General features: G+C 53.9%; 19 protein-coding genes and 1 other RNA gene. 13 read left to right on the forward strand and 7 right to left on the reverse strand.

Annotation, left to right across the window (positions count from 1 at the left end; all coding sequences use genetic code 11):
* Positions 1 to 199: 199 nt before the first annotated feature.
* Positions 200 to 1,123, forward strand: coding sequence for a hypothetical protein (locus HZS81_RS13715; RefSeq protein ID WP_179931135.1), 924 nt, complete (start codon positions 200 to 202; stop codon positions 1,121 to 1,123).
* 8 nt (positions 1,124 to 1,131) lie between these two features.
* Here HZS81_RS13715 and HZS81_RS13720 read toward each other — a convergent pair whose 3' ends face one another.
* The gene (locus HZS81_RS13720; protein WP_179931136.1) at positions 1,132 to 2,073 is read right to left on the reverse strand and encodes a DHH family phosphoesterase; all 942 of its coding nucleotides are present in this window, start codon (positions 2,071 to 2,073) and stop codon (positions 1,132 to 1,134) included.
* Between the two features lie 127 nt (positions 2,074 to 2,200).
* On the opposite strand from HZS81_RS13720, the gene HZS81_RS13725 reads away from it, so the two are divergent.
* The 5 genes from HZS81_RS13725 to HZS81_RS13745 are packed head-to-tail and all read left to right on the forward strand — an operon-like array spanning position 2,201 to position 6,153.
* Positions 2,201 to 3,139 carry an ATP-binding cassette domain-containing protein gene (locus tag HZS81_RS13725; RefSeq protein ID WP_179931137.1) on the forward strand — a complete coding sequence of 313 codons (939 nt, stop codon included), beginning with the start codon at positions 2,201 to 2,203 and terminating at the stop codon, positions 3,137 to 3,139.
* A complete protein-coding gene (locus HZS81_RS13730) occupies positions 3,136 to 3,897 on the forward strand; it encodes an ABC transporter permease (RefSeq protein ID WP_179931138.1) in 762 nt (253 codons plus the stop codon). The genes HZS81_RS13725 and HZS81_RS13730 overlap by 4 nt, the downstream gene beginning before the upstream one ends.
* A gap of 29 nt (positions 3,898 to 3,926) precedes the next feature.
* Entirely contained in the window at positions 3,927 to 4,925 is a 999-nt protein-coding gene (locus HZS81_RS13735; RefSeq protein WP_179931139.1) for a nucleoid-associated protein, read from the forward strand.
* A 39-nt stretch (positions 4,926 to 4,964) separates the two neighbouring features.
* Positions 4,965 to 5,549 (forward strand): exopolysaccharide biosynthesis protein, encoded by a 585-nt coding sequence (locus tag HZS81_RS13740; protein WP_179931140.1) that lies wholly within the window; start codon positions 4,965 to 4,967, stop codon positions 5,547 to 5,549.
* A gap of 34 nt (positions 5,550 to 5,583) precedes the next feature.
* Complete coding sequence (locus HZS81_RS13745) at positions 5,584 to 6,153, forward strand: YqhA family protein (RefSeq protein ID WP_179931141.1); 570 nt, start codon at positions 5,584 to 5,586, stop codon at positions 6,151 to 6,153.
* A gap of 48 nt (positions 6,154 to 6,201) precedes the next feature.
* Here the strand turns inward: HZS81_RS13745 and HZS81_RS13750 are convergent, their stop codons facing one another.
* Positions 6,202 to 6,507: a hypothetical protein gene (locus HZS81_RS13750; protein WP_179931142.1), complete on the reverse strand. Its 306-nt coding sequence runs from the start codon at positions 6,505 to 6,507 to the stop codon at positions 6,202 to 6,204.
* 214 nt (positions 6,508 to 6,721) lie between these two features.
* Here HZS81_RS13750 and HZS81_RS13755 point away from each other — a divergent pair, with 214 nt between their 5' ends.
* Both HZS81_RS13755 and HZS81_RS13760 read left to right on the forward strand, forming a co-directional pair.
* On the forward strand, positions 6,722 to 7,000 hold the full coding sequence (locus tag HZS81_RS13755) for a peptidylprolyl isomerase (protein WP_179931143.1): 279 nt from the start codon (positions 6,722 to 6,724) through the stop codon (positions 6,998 to 7,000).
* 143 nt (positions 7,001 to 7,143) lie between these two features.
* A complete protein-coding gene (locus HZS81_RS13760; protein ID WP_179931144.1) occupies positions 7,144 to 7,611 on the forward strand; it encodes a TerB family tellurite resistance protein in 468 nt (155 codons plus the stop codon).
* On the opposite strand, the gene HZS81_RS13765 is transcribed toward HZS81_RS13760, so the two are convergent.
* The 3 genes from HZS81_RS13765 to smpB form a co-directional block, all read right to left on the reverse strand.
* Positions 7,608 to 8,627 carry a serine hydrolase domain-containing protein gene (locus HZS81_RS13765; RefSeq protein WP_179931145.1) on the reverse strand — a complete coding sequence of 340 codons (1,020 nt, stop codon included), beginning with the start codon at positions 8,625 to 8,627 and terminating at the stop codon, positions 7,608 to 7,610. The two genes, HZS81_RS13760 and HZS81_RS13765, sit on opposite strands and share 4 nt — an antisense overlap.
* A gap of 90 nt (positions 8,628 to 8,717) precedes the next feature.
* Positions 8,718 to 9,095, reverse strand: a transfer-messenger RNA (tmRNA) gene (ssrA, locus tag HZS81_RS13770).
* A gap of 44 nt (positions 9,096 to 9,139) precedes the next feature.
* Entirely contained in the window at positions 9,140 to 9,634 is a 495-nt protein-coding gene (gene smpB / locus HZS81_RS13775; protein WP_179931146.1) for an SsrA-binding protein SmpB, read from the reverse strand.
* Between the two features lie 121 nt (positions 9,635 to 9,755).
* Between smpB and HZS81_RS13780 the strand changes: the two genes are divergently transcribed.
* Both HZS81_RS13780 and HZS81_RS13785 read left to right on the forward strand, forming a co-directional pair.
* Entirely contained in the window at positions 9,756 to 10,190 is a 435-nt protein-coding gene (locus HZS81_RS13780; RefSeq protein ID WP_179931147.1) for a type II toxin-antitoxin system RatA family toxin, read from the forward strand.
* Positions 10,180 to 10,500 carry an RnfH family protein gene (locus HZS81_RS13785; protein ID WP_179931148.1) on the forward strand — a complete coding sequence of 107 codons (321 nt, stop codon included), beginning with the start codon at positions 10,180 to 10,182 and terminating at the stop codon, positions 10,498 to 10,500. The genes HZS81_RS13780 and HZS81_RS13785 overlap by 11 nt, the downstream gene beginning before the upstream one ends.
* On the opposite strand, the gene HZS81_RS13790 is transcribed toward HZS81_RS13785, so the two are convergent.
* Positions 10,501 to 10,962 carry an outer membrane protein assembly factor BamE gene (locus tag HZS81_RS13790; RefSeq protein ID WP_179931149.1) on the reverse strand — a complete coding sequence of 154 codons (462 nt, stop codon included), beginning with the start codon at positions 10,960 to 10,962 and terminating at the stop codon, positions 10,501 to 10,503. It abuts the gene before it with no gap.
* 72 nt (positions 10,963 to 11,034) lie between these two features.
* Here HZS81_RS13790 and fur point away from each other — a divergent pair, with 72 nt between their 5' ends.
* Positions 11,035 to 11,490, forward strand: coding sequence for a ferric iron uptake transcriptional regulator (fur, locus tag HZS81_RS13795; RefSeq protein WP_179931150.1), 456 nt, complete (start codon positions 11,035 to 11,037; stop codon positions 11,488 to 11,490).
* Between the two features lie 51 nt (positions 11,491 to 11,541).
* Here fur and ilvY read toward each other — a convergent pair whose 3' ends face one another.
* Positions 11,542 to 12,435, reverse strand: a complete 894-nt coding sequence (gene ilvY, locus HZS81_RS13800) for an HTH-type transcriptional activator IlvY (RefSeq protein ID WP_179931151.1) — start codon at positions 12,433 to 12,435, stop codon at positions 11,542 to 11,544.
* 175 nt (positions 12,436 to 12,610) lie between these two features.
* Here ilvY and ilvC point away from each other — a divergent pair, with 175 nt between their 5' ends.
* Positions 12,611 to 13,627, forward strand: a complete 1,017-nt coding sequence (gene ilvC / locus HZS81_RS13805; RefSeq protein ID WP_179931152.1) for a ketol-acid reductoisomerase — start codon at positions 12,611 to 12,613, stop codon at positions 13,625 to 13,627.
* Positions 13,628 to 13,788: 161 nt separating this feature from the next.
* Positions 13,789 to 14,646, forward strand: coding sequence for a CDP-diacylglycerol--serine O-phosphatidyltransferase (pssA, locus tag HZS81_RS13810; protein WP_179931153.1), 858 nt, complete (start codon positions 13,789 to 13,791; stop codon positions 14,644 to 14,646).
* Positions 14,647 to 14,803 lie beyond the last annotated feature (157 nt).

A 14,803-nucleotide genomic window follows, 5' to 3' on the forward strand; every position in this document is an offset into this window, starting at 1 on the left:
TTTTTGTTGCCACTGTAAAAGGAATGAATGTCTTTGATTATTTTTTTAAAAATAATCTTATTTAATCAGTTGGTTATATGAAGTTCCGGCAGTTTGATAGCCAGCCTCAACAAGTCTAATTCTTTGACAGAAGTGATACGCGTCCGTAAGCTTGCTACCAAATGGAACAGTGGCGCAGGCCAATCAATAAGGACTCATTATGTTATCGCTCTCATCGTCGTCACTTCTGCGCTTATTGCGCTCTTTGGCTGAGCAAGCCGGTTCTGACACGGGCATGTTGCCTGCTGTGGGTACGACAGCACGCCTTAAAATTCGCCACGATATTCAGCGGTTTTTCGATTTGACCCCTGAGCAGGTTGAAACCCTGTTACCGGATAGCGCCGTCTCGCTAGATGAATGGGGCGCTGCACTTAGCGCCAAGTCCTCGTCGTTCTCGACGCTGTGGCTTTATGAACTTTCCGCTGACGGCGCCTTTAGCTTCGAGCTCCCCGAGCAGCATCATCACCACGCTGAGGCATTGTGTGACGAGGCAAAAGCACTGCAGCAGCTCTTATGCCCGGCTGCAACGGCGTCGCGCACCTTAGTCCACTGGCTTTCACCGCAGACCGTTTCAGGGTTTATGTTCACTATGCTGCTGCCGGAACAGGCCGGCTGGCGTTCGCTGTCGCTTTTTGATCATGCCAATGCATTACAAACATTGATGCCGGGCGATGCGGTGGTGACCAGTGCAGAAGGCTGGCATCAGTTAGCCCAGCGCTTCCCATCGTTACCGATGAATGTCACGGCGATTGCGACTGAGCCGCTTGCGGTGAAGACGTACCGCACGCTGCTGGCCAAAGGCGTGTCGCAGGTGATTGAGCTGCACTGCCAGCCGGAAATCGGGACGATTGCCGCGCGTCGCTCACAACAGGCGCCGTTTGAGCTTTTACCCCACTGGCATCCTACCGAGAGCGATGACTGTCTGCTGCGCATGACGCACGGTGGTGAGCCGGAGGAGATTAAGCTGAGTCAGCCGCTGCACTGGGTTGGGGGACGCCACTTTTTAGCTGCGCCACCGACGGACAATGCGCCTGCACGTTTGGGTAAGCATAGCGCGGCGTCACATCGTATCAGCGCCGCGTGAGGAGGCCTTCAGCCGTCAGCGTTGATCCTGGCGACGATTTCCTCAAGGGTGTTTGCGGCCTTGTCGTTATCGATTTGGCAGGTGCCGGCGTTGAGATGGCCGCCGCCGCCGTATTCAAGGCATAGCTCGCCCACATTGGTGTTGCTGGTGCGGTTTAAAATCGATTTGCCAATCGCAAACACGGTGTTTTGCTGCTTTAAGCCCCACATGACGTGGATGGAAATATTGCACTCGGGGTAGAGCGCGTAGACCACAAAACGGTTGGTGGCATAAATGGTCTCTTCGTCCCGCAGGTCGAGCACCACGAGATTGCCGTGCACCTTGGCGCAGCGTTTGATCTGCTCTTTGGCTTTGTCTTCGTGATCGCGATAAAGCTCGACGCGCTCGCGCACGTCATCAAGCGCTAAAATCTCGTCAATGGTGTGCTCGCGGCAGTAATCGATCAGCTTCATCATCAGCTGATAGTTGGAGATACGAAATTCGCGAAAGCGGCCAAGACCGGTGCGCGCGTCCATGATGAAGTTGAGCAGTACCCAGCCTTGCGGGTTGAGGATTTCCTCTTTGTTGAACTGCGCGGAGTCGCCCTTGTCGACGGCTTCCATCATGTCGTCCCAACGCGCGGGGAAGGCGTCATGGCCGCCGTAGTAGTCGAACACCACACGCGCGGCGGAGGGCGCGTCGGGGTCGATCACGTGATTGTCGGCGCGCTCGGTGTTACGCACGGTTTCGCTTAGGTGGTGGTCAAAGGCCAGATGGCAACCGGGCACGTAGGGCAGGTTGGTGGTGATGTCGCGCTCGGTAATCTCGACCTTGCCATCCTGCATGTCCTTCGGGTGGACGAAAGTGATGTCGTCGATCAAATCCAAGTGCTTGAGAAGTGCGCCGCAAACCAGGCCGTCAAAGTCACTGCGAGTGACAAGTCGGAACTTGTGCGAATCAGTAGAAACCATTAACCATCCTCAATGTTGTATTCAGTTTAAAAAGTCATAAGACGATACCAGCCCTTACCACATAGGGGAACGGGAGAAATATGAGTACAATCGAGGTCTTATCCATTTCCGGTGCCAGGAGTAGGCGGTGAGCGATTCCATCATTCGTATCGAAGGCCTGAGTAAGACCTTTGCCGGTGGCTTTCAGGCGCTGCGTCAAGTGGATCTGTCGATTCAGCGCGGTGAGATTTTTGCACTGCTCGGTCCTAACGGGGCGGGTAAAACAACGCTTATCAGCGCGGTGTGCGGGTTGGTATCGCCCACACAAGGTACTGTGTGGGTGGATGGCTTCGATAACGTCAAAGCCTATCGTGCTGCCCGTGAGCGAATTGGATTGGTACCTCAGGAACTCACCAACGAAGCGTTCGAGACCGTTTGGAATACCGTCAGCTTCAGCCGCGGCCTGTTTGGCAAGCCGCCTAACCCGAAGCACATCGAGCGGGTGTTAAGATCGTTAACGCTGTGGGAGAAGCGTAATAACCGCCTGATTACCCTCTCCGGCGGGATGAAGCGCCGCGTGCTAATAGCCAAGGCGCTCTCCCATGAGCCCCGCATTCTTTTCCTTGATGAACCCACCGCCGGCGTGGATGTGGAGCTTCGCCGCGAAATGTGGAATGTCGTGCGCGAATTGCGCGATCAGGGGGTCACCATCATTCTTACCACGCACTATATTGAGGAAGCCGAGGAGATGGCCGACCGCATCGGCGTGATCAACCACGGCGAGATCGTGTTGGTGGAGGAGAAAAACGTGCTGATTGAAAAGCTCGGCCGTAAGCAGCTGACCGTGCAGTTGTTTGAGCCGTTAGAGGCGCTGCCACCTGAGCTTGCCACCTTCGCGCTGATACAAAATGAAGCCGGTGATGAACTCATTTACAGCTACGAGAGTGCCATCCAGAAAGCGGGTGATGGAGGGATTTCGGCGCTTTTAGGCGCGCTCAATAAGGCGGGTGTCGGGGTGAAAGATCTGCATACCCGGCAGAGCTCGTTGGAAGATATTTTTGTCGACTTGGTCAAGGAGCGCGCATGAACGTCTACCCTGTCCGTGCCATTTATATGGCGGAAATGATGCGCACCCGCCGCACGCTGCTGCAAAGTGTGGTGTCACCGGTAATCTCGACGTCGCTGTATTTTGTTGTGTTTGGTGCGGCGATTGGCTCGCGCATTGATGAGATTGGTGGCGTTAGCTACGGGGCTTTCATCGTACCCGGTTTGATCATGCTGATGCTATTGACCCAAAGCGTCTCCAACGCCTCGTTCGGGATTTTCTTTCCTAAATTCTCCGGCAGTATTTATGAGCTGCTTTCTGCGCCGATTTCGTTTCTTGAGATCGTCATTGGCTACGTTGGCGCGGCCGCGACAAAATCGGTGGTGCTGGGGTTGATCATTCTGGCGACCGCTCGGCTGTTCGTTCCCATGGAGGTGGCACACCCTGTCTGGATGTTGCTCTTCTTACTGCTGACCGCGGTGACGTTTAGCATGCTCGGCTTTATTATCGGCATTTGGGCGGATGGCTTTGACAAGCTTCAGCTGGTGCCGCTTTTAGTGATTACCCCGCTGACTTTTCTGGGCGGCAGTTTCTACTCCATAGATATGCTGCCGCCGTTCTGGCAAGGCGTGACGCTATTCAACCCCGTCGTTTATCTGGTGAGCGGTTTTCGCTGGAGTTTTTATGGCATTAGCGATGTCAGTATGGTGGCCAGTCTGGCGATGATTTTGCTTTTTCTGCTCGTTTGTTTGGCCACCATCGCTTGGATTTTTCGCACCGGTTACCGCCTTAAGCCCTAAACCCGCCACACCAGAGAACGCTTCACGCTATGCCGCTATTGCAAAGTATTGTTCATCATCTCGAACCCACGCTCGATGGAGGACGCCTGACCGTCTCCGCCGCGGATGCGCCGCACCCGCAAGAAAATGCGGCGATGGATACGTTGGTCAGCGAGTTAAACGACACCTATAACACCAAGCCCAAGGGCTGGGGGCGCTTTACTGACGCCGAGGGTTCAGGCTTTAGTCGTGAGTTGCGGGCGTATCTTGCCGAGGAGCAGGGGTTTGCGGCAATCACGCAGACACTCACCGAACGCTTGGCCGTAGCGCTTGCCAAGCACCTGGCCGTGAGCGGCTACGTAGTGTTTGCCCATCAACAACAAGGCGAGACGCAAACATTACTGCTGGCTCTGGTGCATCAGCGTGAGGGTATCGGGATCAATGCGGCGCACCATGCTGAGCCTGCCGCCCAGCTCAATACGCGTCAGCTGACGCTTGCGGCACGCATCAACCTCACTCAATGGCAACAGGGGGATGCGCAATCGCAGTATGTCTCGTTTCTGAAAGACCGAGGCGCCAAGAAGCTCTCTGAGGTGGTGGCCGAATGGCTGGGCGTTGAGGAGGGCGTGGATGCCCCGACGGAGACGCGCACGCTGCTCAAAGCATTCAGCGACTACGTAGAGAAGGAAGACTTTGATGATGAGTCGAGCCGCGAAAAGACCGATGCGCTAGTAGGTTACGCCAACGACCAGCTGCGCCGCGGCGAGCCGATGACCCTGGATGAACTCTCGGCGGTCGTGGATGAGAAGCAGCCGAAGGCATTTTACGAGTATATTCGCCAAGCCGATTACGGCCTCGCTCCGGAAATCCCACCGGATAAGCGTACACTCAACCAGTTTAGGCGCTTTACCGGCCGTGCAGGTGGTGTATCGATCAGTTTTGACTCGCACTTGCTGGGTTCTAGCGTGGAGTATGACGAGAACGCTGACCGCCTGATCATTAAACAAGTGCCTAAACAGCTGAAAGAGCAGCTTAAACGACATGATTGAGTGTTACGTTAAGGCTTACCTGATTTAAGAGGCGTTTACATGACGCAAGCTTCTAGTCTGACGCACCTACTGGAATCCTTAGAGAACATGGAGCGCCGTAAGCTTCAGGTGAGCGTTGAGGACGTGCTCACCGCTGCGGGGAGGCGTTCGTTTGGCCCTATGCTGTTGGTGGCGGGGCTTATTACGCTCGCTCCGTTGATTGGCGATATTCCCGGTATGCCTACGCTGATGGCGGCCATCGTGCTGTTGACCGCTGGGCAGTTGTTGGCGGGGCGAGATCGGTTTTGGTTGCCGCAATGGCTGTTACGGCGGCACATGACACGCAAGACGTTTGACAAAGGCTTGCAGCGGATGAAAAAACCGGCACGCTGGGTTGATCGCTGGCTGCGGATGCGCTTGCCGTGGCTGACCGGTTATTGGGGCAGCCGCCTGACCGCGTTAACGGCGCTTATCATTGCGCTGGCTATGCCACCGATGGAGTTTATTCCCTTTTCCGCCAACGGGGCAGGGTTGGCACTAACGCTTCTTGGCTTGGGGCTGGTTGCCCGCGATGGCGTGGTATTGCTACTGGGCGTTGGCATCACGGTCACCACCATTATGGTGGTGGCGGCAAATCTTTTGTAATAGCAGCAAATAGCGTTTGAAAGGAGCGCGCTTAATGGCAAGTCATCCCCATCATCAAGACGATAACCCCATAAAAACCCCCGAGCAGCAGCACCCATGGGAGCGCAGGACCGAGCGTTGGTTATGGAACTCTCGCTTTTTGGTCATGCTGGCGGTAGTGCCAAGCCTGCTGGGGTCGCTGACCTTGTTTATCGTCGGCACCGTCGATATCTTCAAAGTAGCAGCGGGAACACTCAGCTACTATTTCGTCGGCAGCGACACCAATATACACGATACTCTCGTGCCCGATATTATCGTTGCCGTGGATATTTACCTGATCGCGATTGTGCTGTTGATCTTCGGGCTTGGCGTGTACCGCTTGTTTATTTCGCGGATAGACATCGCTGAAATCAATAACCGCAAGCATCCCTTCAACGTGGCATCGCTCGATCACCTCAAAGATAAAATCGCCCGCGTGGTGATTCTGGCGGTGATTATTGAGTTCTTCCGCGCGGTCGTGGATATTCGCTTTGCCACGCCGCTGGATGCGATTTACCTGGCACTTTCGGTGCTGGCGCTAGCGGCAGCGCTTTATTTTATGAGCCTGGGGCACAAAGACGAGTAACGCACAACGCCACCCGAAGGTGGCGTTGTGGTGAGGGCGGCTAACGGCTTAAGCGCAGTCAGCAGCGCCCTCGCCGAACATATCAAACATCAGCTCGCGCCCCATGCGGGTCAGCACAAAGCGGCCATACTCGTTGAACGTGGCGGCTTCGCTGGCTTCTAGCACTTGCTGGCAGGTCGCCCATTCTGATGCGCTGGTTTTCAGCGCCGACAGGTCACGGCGCGCTAAGCCACGATGCGGCAAGGTAACGGTTTCTAAAACGTGACCGTGGTTGTAAAGCAACTCAGCGACGGTAGAAAGACATTGGCGTAAGCTACGCTGCACATGCGCTGCGGTAGAGGTATCGGGAGGCATAGAATGTTCTCCTGCAAACAGCCCAAAACGGGTTTGTTGCAGCGCATTATAAACGAAAGTCGCTATAATACCAAGGTTGTAGTTGTGGTGATGGATCCGCGCAACGGTAAGCAGATAGTAAGGGAGAATAAGAAAGCGAGAAGAACCGTTCAGCCTCTTTGCCTGCATGATAAACTGGCGCACCGCTTTGGGGATTTCTATTAAGGAGTTTGTTATGGCACGCGCCAGCGCCCGTCATATTTTGGTAAGCAGTGAAGAGCAGTGCAATGTGCTGAAACAAGAGATCGAAAATGGTCGTGATTTCGCTGAAGTGGCCAAGGAGCACTCTAGCTGCCCTTCTGGGCGTCAGGGCGGCGATCTTGGCAGCTTTGGCCCGGGCCAAATGGTGCCGGAATTCGATAAAGTCGTCTTTAATGATGAGTTGAACAAGGTACTCGGGCCGGTAAAAACCCAGTTTGGGTATCACCTGCTTGAGGTTACTAGCCGCAGTTAATGGCAACATAAAAGACGTTAAGCGCCGCGGTCTAACGGTCGCGGTGTGAAACGCGTGCCTTGCTTCCTCCAGGCACTAATCGTTGTATTTGTAGTCGTAAAAGACCGACGTCACAACAGATCAGTGCAACAGGAGCGAATAACGTGCTGGATGCGATTACTCATTTCTTTCAACAAGCGCTAGCGGCGCCAGAACAGCGCGATAACCAAACCGTAACGCTGGAGCTCGCTTCAGCGGCGTTGCTCTGCGAAGTGATGCGCGCCGACTACGATAAAAGCGATGACGAGCGCGCTGCGCTCAAACAGATGTTAACCCGCCGTTACCGCTTAAGCGACAGCGCGGTAAGCGAGCTAATAACGCTGGCGGAAGCGGAAGTGGATGATGCCGTTGACCACTACCAGTTCGTCAGCCTGATTAAACAACATTACGGGTATGAGCAACGTTGTGAGCTGGTGGCCTTGATGTGGCAACTGGCTTGGGTAGACGGCAATATCGACCCGTTCGAAGAGCATCGCATACGGCGGTTAGCGGACCTTTTACACGTTAGGCACCGTGATTTTATTCGCAGCAAATTACAGGCAGAAGAGCACCGCAACGCCAACGATAATTAATCTGCCGCCTGCACTGACGCCGCTTCTTTTCTTAGCAGGCCCATCACCAGCTGGTTCAATCGCTGCTGAAACTGGCCGCCAGGTGAAGGCGGCGTAGGGTCGGAGGTGATCGCCACGGTCATTTCCCGCTCTGGGATCACGTAAAGCGCTTGGCCGCCGTATCCTCTGCCGTAGTAAACCGGCACATCCACAAGGGTGGTGATAAACCAGCCGTAGCCGTAACCATCGCCTGTCCAGGGCGATTCGCCTCTGGGCGTCCAAGAGGCGTCTACCCAGCCCTCCGGGAATACCTGCTTGCCATCGACCATGCCCTTTTGGCGGTAAAGCTCACCAACTGCCACCAGCGCCCTCGGCGAGAGCCGCATATCGTTGCCGCCGAAGTAGATACCCTGCGGGTCTTGTGGCCACGGGGGTATCGCAATATCCAGCGGTTTGCCAAGCAGGCGCTGGGCAAGCGTATGGGTGCTTTCTCCGCTGGCCTGGGTCAGTGCTGCGGAAAGTAAGTGACTGGTGCCCGTTGAATAAAGCATTCGCCCACCGGGTTCATCGACAAAGGGGCGGGTTAGCGCATCATTGACCCAATGCTGACTGGCCACCCAAGCGCCGTAGTTGCTGCCCGACGTTCGCTCCAGGCCCGCTTGCAGGGAAAGCAGGTGCGAAATGGTAATATCGTTTACCCGTGGATCTACCCCGCTAGGCAAGTTGCCCAATAGCGCCACTAGTGGCTGCTCGGTAGAATCAATAATGCCGTTTTCAATGGCGGCGCCAGTAATCGCCGCAAGTACGGTTTTGGAAAGGGATTTGATATTAGCGGGAACGGCTGTTCCAGGGCCGCCCTGGTGAAGCTCGTGAACAATTTCCCCTTTGTGGGCGATTACCACCGTATGCACACGATTAAGCTCAGCGGCCTGCTGATCAAGCGCTTGTAGCGCATCTGCCGATGGTTCGCTCGCGGCCGCAAACGCCGCAAAAAACGCCGTCAACGTATAGGCAAGTAGTAGGGCTTTAGCGCGCATCGCAACACCTTGTATCGCTTTCGCGTTGGCAGGTATTTGGAAGGGAGAAAAGAAAAAAGCACCCGTAGGTGCTTGATTCTTCGACTTGAGTGGTGGAGGCGGCGGGAATTGAACCCGCGTCCGCCGGCACTCGCCCATTGGCTCTACATGCTTAGATTTCGTCTTTTGCTTTAACGCGACTGGCTCCGACGATCAGGATCCAGCAACGCGAGCCTTCTAAAGTTTAACGATTGACGAGAAGACACCGCCAACCGCGGTCCTATCATTTTTAGCTCGTATCTCCTCAGCGATGAATAGGCACATCACCTTGGAGCCGGACAAGAAGCTACCAGCTTACGCTGCTAGCGCGCCCTGAGCATAGTTTTCGTCGTTTGCGACTATTTTTCGTGATGTTGGATTTACGAGATACATCACGCTCTCGACATGCACCGCAGGGTTTGTCACCGGCGTCGAAACCATGTCGCCCCCTTAGTGAGACGCGCATTCTAACGCGCCTGCAATGAATTGACCAGTTATGCCTTGTTTTGTTCCCGCATAATGCGGCCTTTTTGACGTTGCCAGTCGCGATCTTTTTCAGTGGCACGTTTATCGTGCAACTTTTTACCCGTTACCAAGGCTAGCTCGCACTTCACTAGGTTGCGTTTCCAGTAAAGCTTGAGCGGCACACACGTGTGTCCTTTGTCCTGCGTTTTGGAAAAGATCCTGGCAATTTCTTTTCGGTGCAACAAGAGCTTGCGTGTTCGCGTGGGGTCAGCGATTTCATGGGTGCTCGTGGTATTGAGCGGTGTGATATGGCTCCCAAGTAGCCACGCTTCCCCATGGCGAATCAAAATATAGGTGTCGGTCAGCTGCGCTTTACCCGCGCGAAGGCTTTTGACTTCCCAGCCAGCCAGCGAGAGACCCGCTTCGAAGGTTTCATCAATATGATACTCAAAGCGGGCCTTCTTATTTTGAGCGATGACGCTGCTGCTAGGACCTTTTTTGGTTTTTCCTTTCTTTGTGGCCATGAAACCTCGTCATTGATCTGTTGGTTGCCTCTTCGTGGAGAAGAGAGCCGTGATACTATTTTTGCGTTAAGATTAGCCCCTATGATACGCCTTGGGCACTATGAAGTCAGCGGAGAGGTCAATGCCAACCGTGAATCGTTCCGCCTTGGTGCGGCACACTCCTAAGCAAATGTTTGAACTGGTAAACGATTTCGAGTCCTATCCGGAATTTTTGCCGGGTTGTCGTCGTGCGCGGTTGATCGAGCGCGATGATGCCCATCTTATCGGTGAAATGACCTTAGGGCGCGCAGGTATCGAGCAAACCATTAAGACGCGTAACGAGTTGTATTCGCCCGAGCGAATTGAAATGTCGCTAGTCAGTGGGCCATTTAAACGCCTGAAAGGGCGTTGGTGCTTCGTACCGATGGGTGAAGATGCTTGCCAGGTCAGCTTGGAGATGGAATTTGAGTTTGCTAACCGTCTACTAAGTATGGCGTTCGGTAAGATATTTCAACAAATCGCTGGGCAGTTGGTGGATTCGTTCACCAAGCGTGCCAATGAGTTATATGGCCGCTGAAAGCCATATAAACTCGCTGTTGGTTGAGGTGGCGTTTGCATTGCCGCAAAAACAACGCATCGTTGCCCTGACAGTGCCTGATGGAACCACGGTGCTTGAAGCGGTGGAAAAGGCAAGTTTGCCGCTACTATTCCCCGAGGTGCCACCCGAGACATTTTATCAGGCACCGCTTGGAATCTTTGGCAAAGTCATACGAGAGCCGTCTGCGCACCCACTACGCCAAGGTGACCGTGTCGAGGTATATCGCCCGCTCGAGGTAGACCCCAAAGTGGCTCGCCTAGCGCGGGCGAAGCGCCAGGCGGAGCGCTAGTTAGGGCCGAGGCGTCGGTGCGCGCTCTGACTCAGGGGGCTGGGTTTGCGTGCTTTCACTTGGAAGCGCGTCCAGTGGGTCACCACCTTCTGTGGCAGGCCCTAAACGGGTTTCTGTGTCCAGCGGTAGATCTTCGGAAAAATCCCCTTCTTTATCAATCTCGATAAGTTGCCCTTGGCGATCAAACGTCAGCGTGACGCGCCGGGTTTCGACGCCACTGTAGGCTTTATCTAGCCGAAAAACATAGTCCCACTCGCGCGAGTCGAAGGGGGCTTCGAGTAGAGGGCGGCCCATGACATATGTGACCTGTTCTTGCGTCATGCCGGGCTTAAGCTGCTCCACCATATCTTGCGTGATGAGGTTGCCTTGCGGGATGTCGCGTTTATAAACGCCGACATAACTGCAACCGCTGATGAATGCGAGTGTGGCTGAAAACGTGATAATTCGAGTCAATTTTTGCATTTGCGCCTATTCTTCACTATCGTGGTTTCGGTCGATCATACCCGACCTAACCTGTTACTGCGAAGAGCAACCATGGCCGATCAGAACCATGAACTGCGTAAAGCCGGGCTCAAAGTGACCCTGCCGCGCGTTAAAATCCTGCAGATCCTCGAAAATGCCTCTGGCCAACACCATTTAAGCGCAGAAGAAGTGTATAAAACACTGATTGATGCGGGTGAAGATGTCGGCTTGGCAACGGTCTATCGCGTGTTGACTCAGTTCGAGACAGCAGGCCTTGTGATTCGTCATAATTTTGACGGCGGGCATGCTGTATTCGAGTTGACCCAAGAAGATCATCATGACCACATGGTCTGCCTTAATAGCGGTGAGATCATTGAATTTGTCGATGAAATGATTGAGCGTCGTCAGCAAGAGATTGCCGAAGAGCATGGCTATGAATTAGTGGATCATGCGCTAGTACTTTATGTGCGTCCTAAGGATGGCAGTCCCTCACGCGCTGATAGTCACTTGCCTAGACCCCGACGTTGATGCGTATTCAATGAGTGATTTCGGCAGGCATTTAGCCTGCCGTTTTACTTTTTAGGGGCGACGCTCGCTAACTACTTCCCAAAGTGCCTGAATCCTAGGCCGCTTTAGGCGACGATTAAGTACGCATAAGCCAACATCGTAATAGGGCAGCTCTGGCTTGACGTGGAGTATTTTGACACTCTCAGCCAATGGGCTGTTATCCAGCACAATTTTGGGTACCACGCCTACGCCAAACCCCAGACCCACCATGCTTACAATCGCCTCGTGCCCTGCCACCTGAGCATAAATGCGCGGCGTGACGCCCAATGCTTTAAACCATGTATCGGCATATTCGCGCGATAATCCCGCCTCCGACAAGATCATTGGTACCGCTTCCCACTGCTGCGCGGTTGAGCTTTCGGGGGTGTGGGGGAGCCACTCAGCTGGGTTCGTGGGGGCAATGAATACAAGCGACGAGCGTGTGAGTGATTTAAACGCCAGCGCTGGCGGCGGTGTCCGTGGGCGAGGCGTGATGGCCATATCGTCATCACCCGATAGCACACGGTTCATGGCATTTGCGGGATCGCCGGTGTGCAGCTTGAACTCGATGCCGGGGTGTTGAAGACGGAAGTCGCTAAGCAGTTCGTATAAAAAGCTGTAGCTCGCGGTAACAGAGCAATAGATGCTGATGTCGCCGGTTAGTTGTGTCGCTTTGTCTGCCAGCGTTCGCTTGATGGTTTCCCACTGATCTAGCGTATCCCGCGCGTAGCGCTGAAAGTGCACCCCTTGTAGCGTCAACGAAACATGTCGGTTATCGCGTTCAATAAGTGTCGTGGCGAGCTCGCTTTCTAACTGCTGAAGCGAGCGGCTAAGGGTAGAGGGGCTTATGTGGCACAGTTCGCTAGCGCGGCCAAAGTGCAGAGTGTCAGACAAAGTGATGAAGTGCTTAAGCAGCCGAAAATCCATGAGAGTTCCATGTTTCACTATGTGCATTGTTGTGTTGCAAATATAGCGTTTTACGCAATAGAGGGCATCGCGTAAAGTGACTCAATTACTTGCGGCGAATGCTGCATGAGACAGCGCCAGTGGCTACCAACGCTGACACGACGTTTTATTTCAAATACTTAATGGAGTTTCTGCTATGCACGTTTATTACGATAAAGATTGTGACCTGTCTCTCATTCAGGCCAAGAAAGTCACCATCGTTGGCTATGGCTCTCAAGGGCACGCGCATGCCAATAACTTAAAAGAGTCTGGCGTTGACGTAACCGTTGCGTTGCGCGAAGGCTCCTCTTCTGCGGCAAAAGCGGAAGCCGCTGGCCTGAAAGTCGCCACCGTGCCGGAAGCGTGTAAAACCGCTGACGTAGTAATGATTCTGGCACCGGATGAAAATCAGAAAGCGATCTACGAGCAGGAAGTGGCGCCGAACCTAAAAGAAGGCGCGACCTTGGCCTTTGCTCACGGCTTCAATATTCACTACAACCAAATTGAGCCGCGCAAAGATCTCGATGTGCTCATGATCGCGCCGAAAGCGCCGGGCCACACGGTTCGTTCTGAATTTGTTAAAGGCGGTGGCATCCCCGATTTGATTGCGATTCATCAGGATGCGTCAGGCAAGGCCAAAGAATTGGCGCTCTCCTACGCGGCAGGTATTGGTGGTGGTCGTAGCGGCATCATCGAAACCACCTTCAAAGATGAAACCGAAACAGATTTGTTCGGCGAGCAAGCGGTACTTTGTGGCGGTGCTGTCGAGTTGGTTAAAGCCGGTTTTGAAACACTGACCGAAGCGGGCTATGCGCCAGAAATGGCCTACTTTGAGTGTCTGCACGAGCTCAAGCTGATCGTTGACCTGATGTACGAAGGCGGCATCGCCAACATGAACTACTCCATCTCGAATAATGCGGAGTACGGCGAGTATGTTACCGGCACTGAAGTGATCAATGAGCAATCGCGCGCCGCGATGCGTAACGCCTTGAAGCGTATCCAAACCGGCGAATACGCTAAAATGTTCATCAACGAAGGTAACAGCAATTATCCATCGATGACCGCGCGCCGTCGCCTCAATGCTGAGCACGAAATTGAGCAGGTCGGTGCCAAACTGCGTGGCATGATGCCTTGGATCGCTGCCAATCAATTGGTAGACAAGTCAAAGAACTAAGTGGTTAGCTCGCACTTACGTTAATCATAGCCTCGGGGCGCGCACTGTCGCGCCCCGAGTCATTTGTGGTTGTTCACCTCAATGCTGGCTGAGTGAGTCTCACCGTGTAGAATGAATAGAGATCACTGTTTATGTGACTTCATTTCAAACGGATGACACTTATGACCCAGGATGCCCATGACCCAGAGCGAGCTCGTTCTCCCTCGCCGGAAGAGGAAGATTCCTCTAAACAGGTGAGTAGCGAGGACTTGGCGAGTACTTTTTTGCGCGAAACCGAAGTCATTGAAGAGTCGGTTGAGGATGGCAAAAAAATTCGTCGCAAGGGCATTTATTTACTGCCTAACCTTTTTACAACCTCGGCGCTGTTTTCAGGCTTTTTTGCAGTAGTGGCTGGGATCAACGGCGATTTTACTGCCGCGGCCGTCGCTATCTTCATTGCCATGGTGCTGGATGGTTTGGATGGCCGTGTTGCGCGAATGACGAATACGCAAAGCGCATTCGGCGCCGAATACGACAGCCTGGCCGATATGATTTCTTTCGGCATGGCGCCCGCGTTGGTCGCCTTTACCTGGATTTTGCAGGATATCGGTAAAACCGGTTGGGTGGTGGCCTTTCTCTACGTCGCCTGTGCGGCACTGCGGTTGGCGCGTTTTAACGTCCAGATTGGTAGCGTGGATAAAAAATGGTTTATCGGCTTGCCCAGCCCCTCCGCGGCTGCGCTAGTGGCAGCCAGCGTATGGACCTTTCATAGCTTTGACGCTGATGCCTTTGGTTTCAAGCTACTGATGCTAGTGGTTGTGGCGGCAACAGGTGTGCTGATGGTGAGTAATATTCGCTATTACAGCTTCAAAGATCTCGACTTTAAAAAGCCGGTGCCCTTTGTTGTACTGCTCGCCGTCGTATTGGGGTTCGTTATGATCTCCGTTGAGCCGTCCGTGATGCTGCTGCTGCTGTTTGGTGCCTATGTATGCTCAGGCCCTGTTTTAGCTGTTATGCGTAAAGCAAAACCGAAAAGCTGAATTTTCTGTCACAAACCCCTTGCCAACCCGGCGGTGAACCCGTAGAGTACGCATCCGCTGCCGGGGACGCCGAGCGTTACCAGCGGTGAATGAGGTGTAAAAACCTTGGTTTGTCAGAAGGTTAAGGGTTTGATCGCTGAGTCAGTTGGCATCGATC

Source organism: Vreelandella salicampi, assembly GCF_013415105.1.
GTDB lineage: Bacteria > Pseudomonadota > Gammaproteobacteria > Pseudomonadales > Halomonadaceae > Vreelandella > Vreelandella salicampi.

Coding starts and splice junctions, on each gene's coding strand:
- HZS81_RS13750 (WP_179931142.1), bottom strand. CDS start 6,507: ATGCCTCCCGATACCTCTACCGCAGCGCATGTGCAGCGTAGCTTACGC.
- HZS81_RS13730 (WP_179931138.1), top strand. CDS start 3,136: ATGAACGTCTACCCTGTCCGTGCCATTTATATGGCGGAAATGATGCGC.
- HZS81_RS13715 (WP_179931135.1), top strand. CDS start 200: ATGTTATCGCTCTCATCGTCGTCACTTCTGCGCTTATTGCGCTCTTTG.
- HZS81_RS13740 (WP_179931140.1), top strand. CDS start 4,965: ATGACGCAAGCTTCTAGTCTGACGCACCTACTGGAATCCTTAGAGAAC.
- ilvY (WP_179931151.1), bottom strand. CDS start 12,435: ATGGATTTTCGGCTGCTTAAGCACTTCATCACTTTGTCTGACACTCTG.
- fur (WP_179931150.1), top strand. CDS start 11,035: ATGGCCGATCAGAACCATGAACTGCGTAAAGCCGGGCTCAAAGTGACC.
- HZS81_RS13735 (WP_179931139.1), top strand. CDS start 3,927: ATGCCGCTATTGCAAAGTATTGTTCATCATCTCGAACCCACGCTCGAT.
- ilvC (WP_179931152.1), top strand. CDS start 12,611: ATGCACGTTTATTACGATAAAGATTGTGACCTGTCTCTCATTCAGGCC.
- smpB (WP_179931146.1), bottom strand. CDS start 9,634: ATGGCCACAAAGAAAGGAAAAACCAAAAAAGGTCCTAGCAGCAGCGTC.
- HZS81_RS13720 (WP_179931136.1), bottom strand. CDS start 2,073: ATGGTTTCTACTGATTCGCACAAGTTCCGACTTGTCACTCGCAGTGAC.
- HZS81_RS13785 (WP_179931148.1), top strand. CDS start 10,180: ATGGCCGCTGAAAGCCATATAAACTCGCTGTTGGTTGAGGTGGCGTTT.
- pssA (WP_179931153.1), top strand. CDS start 13,789: ATGACCCAGGATGCCCATGACCCAGAGCGAGCTCGTTCTCCCTCGCCG.
- HZS81_RS13790 (WP_179931149.1), bottom strand. CDS start 10,962: ATGCAAAAATTGACTCGAATTATCACGTTTTCAGCCACACTCGCATTC.
- HZS81_RS13780 (WP_179931147.1), top strand. CDS start 9,756: ATGCCAACCGTGAATCGTTCCGCCTTGGTGCGGCACACTCCTAAGCAA.
- HZS81_RS13745 (WP_179931141.1), top strand. CDS start 5,584: ATGGCAAGTCATCCCCATCATCAAGACGATAACCCCATAAAAACCCCC.
- HZS81_RS13765 (WP_179931145.1), bottom strand. CDS start 8,627: ATGCGCGCTAAAGCCCTACTACTTGCCTATACGTTGACGGCGTTTTTT.
- HZS81_RS13755 (WP_179931143.1), top strand. CDS start 6,722: ATGGCACGCGCCAGCGCCCGTCATATTTTGGTAAGCAGTGAAGAGCAG.